Source organism: Kutzneria sp. 744 (assembly GCF_000568255.1).
In the GTDB taxonomy this organism is placed as follows: Bacteria; Actinomycetota; Actinomycetes; order Mycobacteriales; family Pseudonocardiaceae; genus Kutzneria.
The window spans coordinates 9,973,368-9,979,045 of the sequence record NZ_KK037166.1; the positions used below are offsets into that span (position 1 = coordinate 9,973,368).

Annotated in this window: 10 protein-coding genes; 3 read left to right on the forward strand and 7 right to left on the reverse strand. The window is 70.9% G+C overall.

Annotated features, from left to right (window positions below; all coding sequences use genetic code 11):
• From KUTG_RS45605 to KUTG_RS45630, 6 genes are all read right to left on the reverse strand, one after another.
• The coding region (locus tag KUTG_RS45605) for an SDR family NAD(P)-dependent oxidoreductase (RefSeq protein ID WP_157495712.1) at window positions 1–593 on the reverse strand (593 nt) is incomplete at its 3' end.
• Window positions 594–757: 164 nt separating this feature from the next.
• Window positions 758–1,360 carry a TetR/AcrR family transcriptional regulator gene (locus tag KUTG_RS45610; protein WP_232241291.1) on the reverse strand — a complete coding sequence of 201 codons (603 nt, stop codon included), beginning with the start codon at window positions 1,358–1,360 and terminating at the stop codon, window positions 758–760.
• A 10-nt stretch (window positions 1,361–1,370) separates the two neighbouring features.
• Window positions 1,371–1,958 (reverse strand): aldo/keto reductase, encoded by a 588-nt coding sequence (locus KUTG_RS45615; protein ID WP_052396187.1) that lies wholly within the window; start codon window positions 1,956–1,958, stop codon window positions 1,371–1,373.
• Window positions 1,959–2,230: 272 nt separating this feature from the next.
• Window positions 2,231–2,539: an aldo-keto reductase family protein gene (locus KUTG_RS45620; RefSeq protein WP_043726163.1), complete on the reverse strand. Its 309-nt coding sequence runs from the start codon at window positions 2,537–2,539 to the stop codon at window positions 2,231–2,233.
• A 47-nt stretch (window positions 2,540–2,586) separates the two neighbouring features.
• Window positions 2,587–2,991, reverse strand: coding sequence for a hypothetical protein (locus KUTG_RS45625; RefSeq protein ID WP_043726165.1), 405 nt, complete (start codon window positions 2,989–2,991; stop codon window positions 2,587–2,589).
• Between the two features lie 10 nt (window positions 2,992–3,001).
• Window positions 3,002–3,376 (reverse strand): hypothetical protein, encoded by a 375-nt coding sequence (locus tag KUTG_RS45630; RefSeq protein WP_052396188.1) that lies wholly within the window; start codon window positions 3,374–3,376, stop codon window positions 3,002–3,004.
• 124 nt (window positions 3,377–3,500) lie between these two features.
• Between KUTG_RS45630 and KUTG_RS59785 the strand changes: the two genes are divergently transcribed.
• Genes KUTG_RS59785 through KUTG_RS45640 form a run of 3 tightly spaced genes read left to right on the forward strand, consistent with a single transcriptional unit; the run spans window position 3,501 to window position 5,262 of the window.
• Entirely contained in the window at window positions 3,501–3,767 is a 267-nt protein-coding gene (locus tag KUTG_RS59785) for a hypothetical protein (protein WP_157495250.1), read from the forward strand.
• Window positions 3,764–4,624 carry a sensor histidine kinase gene (locus KUTG_RS45635; protein ID WP_157495251.1) on the forward strand — a complete coding sequence of 287 codons (861 nt, stop codon included), beginning with the start codon at window positions 3,764–3,766 and terminating at the stop codon, window positions 4,622–4,624. The genes KUTG_RS59785 and KUTG_RS45635 overlap by 4 nt, the downstream gene beginning before the upstream one ends.
• Window positions 4,621–5,262, forward strand: coding sequence for a response regulator (locus KUTG_RS45640; RefSeq protein WP_043726167.1), 642 nt, complete (start codon window positions 4,621–4,623; stop codon window positions 5,260–5,262). Before KUTG_RS45635 ends, KUTG_RS45640 begins: the two co-directional genes overlap by 4 nt.
• Here KUTG_RS45640 and KUTG_RS54795 read toward each other — a convergent pair.
• A partial coding sequence (locus KUTG_RS54795) for a hypothetical protein (protein ID WP_052396189.1) occupies window positions 5,256–5,678 on the reverse strand: 423 nt, incomplete at its 5' end. The genes KUTG_RS45640 and KUTG_RS54795 overlap by 7 nt on opposite strands.

Sequence of the window (5,678 nt, forward strand, 5' to 3'; positions counted from 1 at the left end):
GGCAGGTCCTCCTCGGTCACTCCCTGGCTGTGCAGGTGGTTGCGGGTGGCGTCGGTGACGATCAGGCCGGGCGTCACGGTGTTCACCCGCACGCCGGCCGCCGCCACCTCGTGGGCCAATCCCTTGCTGTAGCGGCTGATTCCCGCTTTGGCGGCCCCGTAGGGCAGCGGGCCCATGACCATGTGCCGGAAGGTCGACGACACATGCACGACCGCGCCGCGGCCGGCCTTGACCATCTCCGGCACGAACTCGCGGTCCAGTCGCACGGCCGACATCAGGTTGAGCGACAGGGTGTGCATCCACTCCTCGTCGGTCAGCTCGAAGGTGGTCTTCGCGCCCGAGAACTCCACGCCGCCGACGTTGTGCACCAGGATGTCCAGCCCGCCCAGCCGCTCGCGGACGGCCGCCGCGACGGTGGCCACGCCCTCGGCCGTGCTCAGGTCGGCGGCGACAACATCTGTTGTCGTGGCCTTGCGGGCGGTGGTGAGGACCCGCGCCCCCGCCTCGGTCAACCGGGCGGCGATGGCGGCCCCGATGCCCTTCGTTCCCCCGGTGACCAGGGCGCGGCGTCCGGTCAACGAATCACTGATCACGACAGTCTCCTCGCGGCGATGCCAGCTGCTCGACCACTCGGTGATCGAGGCGGTCGCCCGGACGGGAGGCCGCACCTGGCCATAAGCGGACTTCACCCCGCTTTATTTCGCGCGTGAAAGACTTCACAACACGTGGTGCTTCGGTGACGTTCGGTGGTACGCGCCTAGTGGCAGAGGCGCTCGACCAGCGTCTGCCAGGAGGCCGCGAGCTGCTCGGGCATCGGGCCGGGCTCGGCCTCCTTCGAGGCGAGGAAGTACAGCAGGATCGGCCCCTCCAACGCCGCTGTCAGCTGGAGCGCCAGCGCCCCGTGCGCCGAGACGTCCGGGCAGGCTTCCCGCAGCAGCATCTGCACGTGGAACAGGGACGGGTTGCGCGCGATGGAGATCGGACGCCCCGGGTCGAGCGCGGCCTGGGCCAGAACCCGGTGGGCCATCAGGAAAGCGATGCGTTCGTGGCCGAACGCCACCAAGCGCCGCACTGCCGGCGCGCCGGGGCCCAGCGGCGGCGGCCCGAACAGGACCCGCTTCTGGAACTCGGACTCCTCCTCGTCCAGCAGCGCGAGGAAGATGCCGGCCCGAGTGCGGAACCGGCGGAACACCGTGCCCTTGCCCAGTCCCGCGCGCTCGGCCAGCCCGTCCATGGTCACCTTGTCGGCGCCGAGCTCGGCGACCATCGCCTTGGCCACCTCGATCAGGTGCGCGCGGTTGCGCGCCGCGTCCGCGCGCTCGTCACGCGGCTTGCCCAAGGAGATCCCGACCGGTTCCACGGTGGGCACGCTACCCGTCGGCGAGATCGCGGTCGGCCCAGAACGGGTCGACCAGGGCACGCAGGTCTGCGGCACCGACCCGGTCCAGCAGGTCGACCGCGGCCAGATTCTGCCCCAGCTGCTCGACGCTGGTCGCGCCGAACAGCGTGGTGGTGTTGGCGGGATGGGTGAGCGTGAAGGCCAGGCACAGCTGGGCGGGCGTGGCGCCGACGCTCTCCGCCGCTTTGCGGATGCCCTCGACGTCGTCGGCGATGCGTCGCTGGACGTCGTCGAACGGCTCGGCGCCCGTGCGGCTCTTGCCCAGCAGCCGCCCGCCCTCGAACACGTCGGACGACTGCAGCGTGACTCCCAGCTCCCCGAACACCTTTCCGAACTCCGGACCCTCCACAGCGGACCGTCGGGCGATGTTGTTCACCAGCTGGGCCATGACCGGGCCGGGCACACCGTCGGCTTCGGCGAAGTCGTGCGCGGCCCGGATCGACGCCGGAGACCAGTTGTTCACGCCCCACTGCCGGACCAGCCCGGCCCGGTGCAGCTCGCCCAGCTCATTGACAACGGCGTGCAGGTCGATGCCGGGCGAGTTTTCGCCGACGATCACCAGATCGGCGTGCTCGACGCCGCCCCGGAACAGCGCGAAAAGGCATACCGAGCCTCTGCCGTCTGGTATGCGCGAGCGCGAGTTGATCTCAGCGTCGCGAATCGAGCGCGTATGTAACACACGTTGTGAGGGGTACAGTCGAAGCCTTCTGACTTCCATCTGCCGGCGTGATTGGCAAAACGATCTCTAAAGTGTTGTCTGGACCGCTGCTCACGCGATCACGTTTCTATGCAGTCTTAAACTGGCGATCGACGCATGAGGTCGGTCTTGACTCACGACGCCGCAGGCTGTCGCCGAAGTAGTCCGCCAGCCACAGCTTGGCTTGAGAACAGGTACTCGTCCCGGCGCAGGCCGGCGGCGCGGACCATGGCCGAGAACAGCACATCGGTGAAGACCGGCGGCCGGTCGGCCGTGCCGTACACGCCGACGTCGAACAGGGTGATGCCGGCGTCGACGGCCCGGCGCAGCATCCGCACCGCGTCCGGGAAGTGCATGCGGTCGTAGGTGTGCCACGAGCCGAGGGCGAGAACGCCGGTGGCCGGGCCGTCGCGGCCGATGCGGCGCCGGGGCAGGTCGGTCACGTCGAGGCCCTCCCGTTCGGATCACCGCCATCGAACCACGGGGGTGATCAGCTGACAACGGCTGTTGTCGCGCGGCGGCCCCGCACCATGCCGGCCACGCCCGCGACGGCGGCGAGGACGAGGCCTGCGGCCATGGTCGCGTTGCCGGCGACCGTGCCCGGGTTGGGGGAGAACAGGTTGGGCGTCAACTGGTTGGCCAGGCCGCCGACCCCGACGATCCAGAACGCGATGAGCACCGCGAAGACCGGATGCCACCGCCAGCGGGCGGTCAGCAGCGTCAGCAGGCCGGCCCCGGCGATGAACAGGATGCCCGGCGGGAAGGCGATGCCGAACGGCTGCTCGCCCGCGCTGAACTTGGCCGGGTCGGCCGCCCACTGGATGAGCAGGCCGACGATGCCGACGAGCAGCCCGGCCAGGCAGACGAGGGTGCCGCGGTTGAAGCGACGGAACATGGTGCACTCCTTATGGATTGGCGCGGACGACCGCGGCGACGGCACACACGCCGGCCGCGACGAAGCTGAGCATCTGCACCCAGCCGGCCGTGAAGTCGAGCACCACGGCCGGGTCGGTGAGTTTGGCGGTGAACTGGGGCGACACGAGGCCGCCGAACAGGAAGAAGGCGCTCATCACGGCGGCCAGCAACGGGATGTACCGCCACCGGGCCAGCGCCACGACCACCGCGAAGGCCGGGTAGATGAACGGGCCGGGCCCGTCGTATCCGGTGGCCTCATCGGCCACTGCGGCGACCACCAGCGCCACGCACGTGGCGATCAGCAGCGTTCGGTGCCGGCCGGTGGCCCGGCCGATCGCGGTCCACGCCTGGCGCGTCTTGGCCATCGATGGATCTCCTTTGTCTTGGTGGACAAGGGCAATCCTCGGCCCGGCCGGCGAAGTGTCGCATCGGACGCAGGGCGGCCTTCGCGGCGCGGACGTACGTCAGCTGACGTAGTGAGGTGTCGGCGTGAGGCTGACGCGGCGACGGCCGGCGATCGGCATGCTGACGGGCATGGTCGGAGTCGGGCGTCCGGTGTGGACAGACATGGTGCTGGCGGCCGGACTGGCGGCGGTCGTGGTCGCGGGAACGCTGGCCGTCGGTGCGGGGCAGACGGACCGCTCGCGACCGCTGGACCTGCTGGGTCTGTTTTCTGCTGGTGGGGGCGGCGGCCGTGACCGCGGCATTGCGGCGGACGGCCCCGTTGGCGGCGCTGGCGGGCGCGACCGTTGGTGAACGCCTATCTGCTGGCCGGCTTTCCCTACGGGCCGGTGCTGCTGTGCCTGGTGATCGCCGTGTTCGAGCTCGCCCGACAACAAGTGTTGTCGGTGTCGGCCGTCTCCGCCGGGGTGGCGGCGGTGGTGTCCGCGGCCACGATCCTGCTCCGGCTGATCGGGGACCGCCACGTCCCGGCGCTGCTGGCGTTGGCCTGGACGGGGTGGATCGTCCTGCCCTGGTCCCTCGGCGCGCTGATCCACGTGATGGGCACCGCCCGGCGGAACCTGATCGCGAGAACCGTCGTGGAGGAGAGGATGCGGCTGGCGGCCGAGGTGCACGACATCGCAGGCCACGGCTTTGCCCTGGTCACGATGCAGGCCGGGGTGGCGCTGCTGGTGTTCGACGAAGAGCCGGAGCAGGCCCGGATCTGCATGGAGGCGATCCGGGAGACCAGCGCCGCCGCGCTGGCCGACCTGCGCGGGATGCTGGATGCGTTCCACCCCGCGCCGACGCTCACCGACCTGGTCCAGCAGGTCCGCGCCGGCGGCCTCAAGGTGGACGTGCACGTCAGCGGGGCCGACAACCTGCCCGAACCGCACAGCACCGCGGTGTATCGGGTGGTGCAGGAGGCGCTGACCAACGTGCTCCGCCATGCCGGCCCCACCCGTGCCGAGGTTGCCGTAGACCGCGGGGACCGGCACGTCGAGGTCAGGGTGAGCGACCGTGGCGTGGGGGCGTCCACCCAAGCCGGCCGAGGGCTGGCCGGCATGCGACGCCGGGTCGAAGAGCTGCACGGCCGCTTGGAGGCCGGGCCCCGCGAGGGCGGCGGATTCCAGGTCGTGGCCTGGCTGCCGGCGCCGGAGGCGGCGAGGTGATCCGGGTGCTGCTGGTCGACGATCACCAGCTGGTACGGATGGGGCTGCGCGTGCTGGTGGACCGTGAGGACGACATGAGGGTCGTCGGCGAGGCGGACAACGGGCAGCAGGCCCTCGCTCAGCTCAGCCGCAGCCCGGCCGATGTGCTGCTGCTGGACATTCGCATGCCCGGCATGGACGGGCTGGAGGTGCTGCGCCGCCTCGCCGGCGATCCGGTGCGGGTCATCGTCGTCACGACGTTCGAGATCGACCGGTACGTGTTCGAGGCGCTCGGCGCCGGGGCCAGCGGCTTCGTCCTCAAGGACAGCGCCCCCACCGATCTGGTGCGCGCCATCAGGGTTGTCGCTGCCGGCGAAGCGCTGCTGTCGCCATCGGTGACGCGGCTGATGGTGTCCACGTTCGCCCGGCGGTGGTCGGCGCCCACCGCCATCGAGGGCCTCGACACGCTGACCGAGCGGGAGCGGGAGATCGCGGCGTGGGTGGCCACCGGCCGGTCCAACCGCGAGATCGCCGACGCGTTGGTCCTGTCGCCGGCGACCGTCCGCACCCACGTGGCGCGGGCGATGGGCAAGCTCAATGCCCGCTCCCGCGCCCAACTCGTCGTGCTGGCCGTCCGCGCCGGGCTGACCGTTCAGTGATCGGCGCAGCAGGGCGTGGGGTTGGGCACCTCGAACGGCGCGTACCGACCCGGGCCGGCCGGCGTCACGGCCAGCACCAGTTCTCCGGCCTGCCACTCCGGTCGCACGTGGTCCCGTGTGTCGAGGACGTCCTCGGCCACCGGCCGGTCCGGCCCGCCCACGACGTGCAAACGGTCGATCGCCGAACCGGCCAGCCCATCGCCGACCCGAACCCCGCCGGTGAGGCCGGTCGAACCGGGGAAGACCACGGCTCGACCGGAGATCCCGGCGCTGGCAACGGCTTCGGCCGCCGAAGTCGACAGCTCGGCCCGGCCGAAACGGTCGATGCTGCCGGCGACACCGGCGTTTTCCGTGGACGCGAAGCGCTCCAGCTCCAGCCACAGTTCGTCCACATCGGACGGAACCGTCAGCGACAC

What these genes read in the sequence shown, in the direction of transcription:
- KUTG_RS45625 (WP_043726165.1), bottom strand. Translation starts at nt 2,991, where the DNA reads ATGTTCCGTCGCTTCAACCGCGGCACCCTCGTCTGCCTGGCCGGGCTG.
- KUTG_RS45630 (WP_052396188.1), bottom strand. Translation starts at nt 3,376, where the DNA reads ATGGCCAAGACGCGCCAGGCGTGGACCGCGATCGGCCGGGCCACCGGC.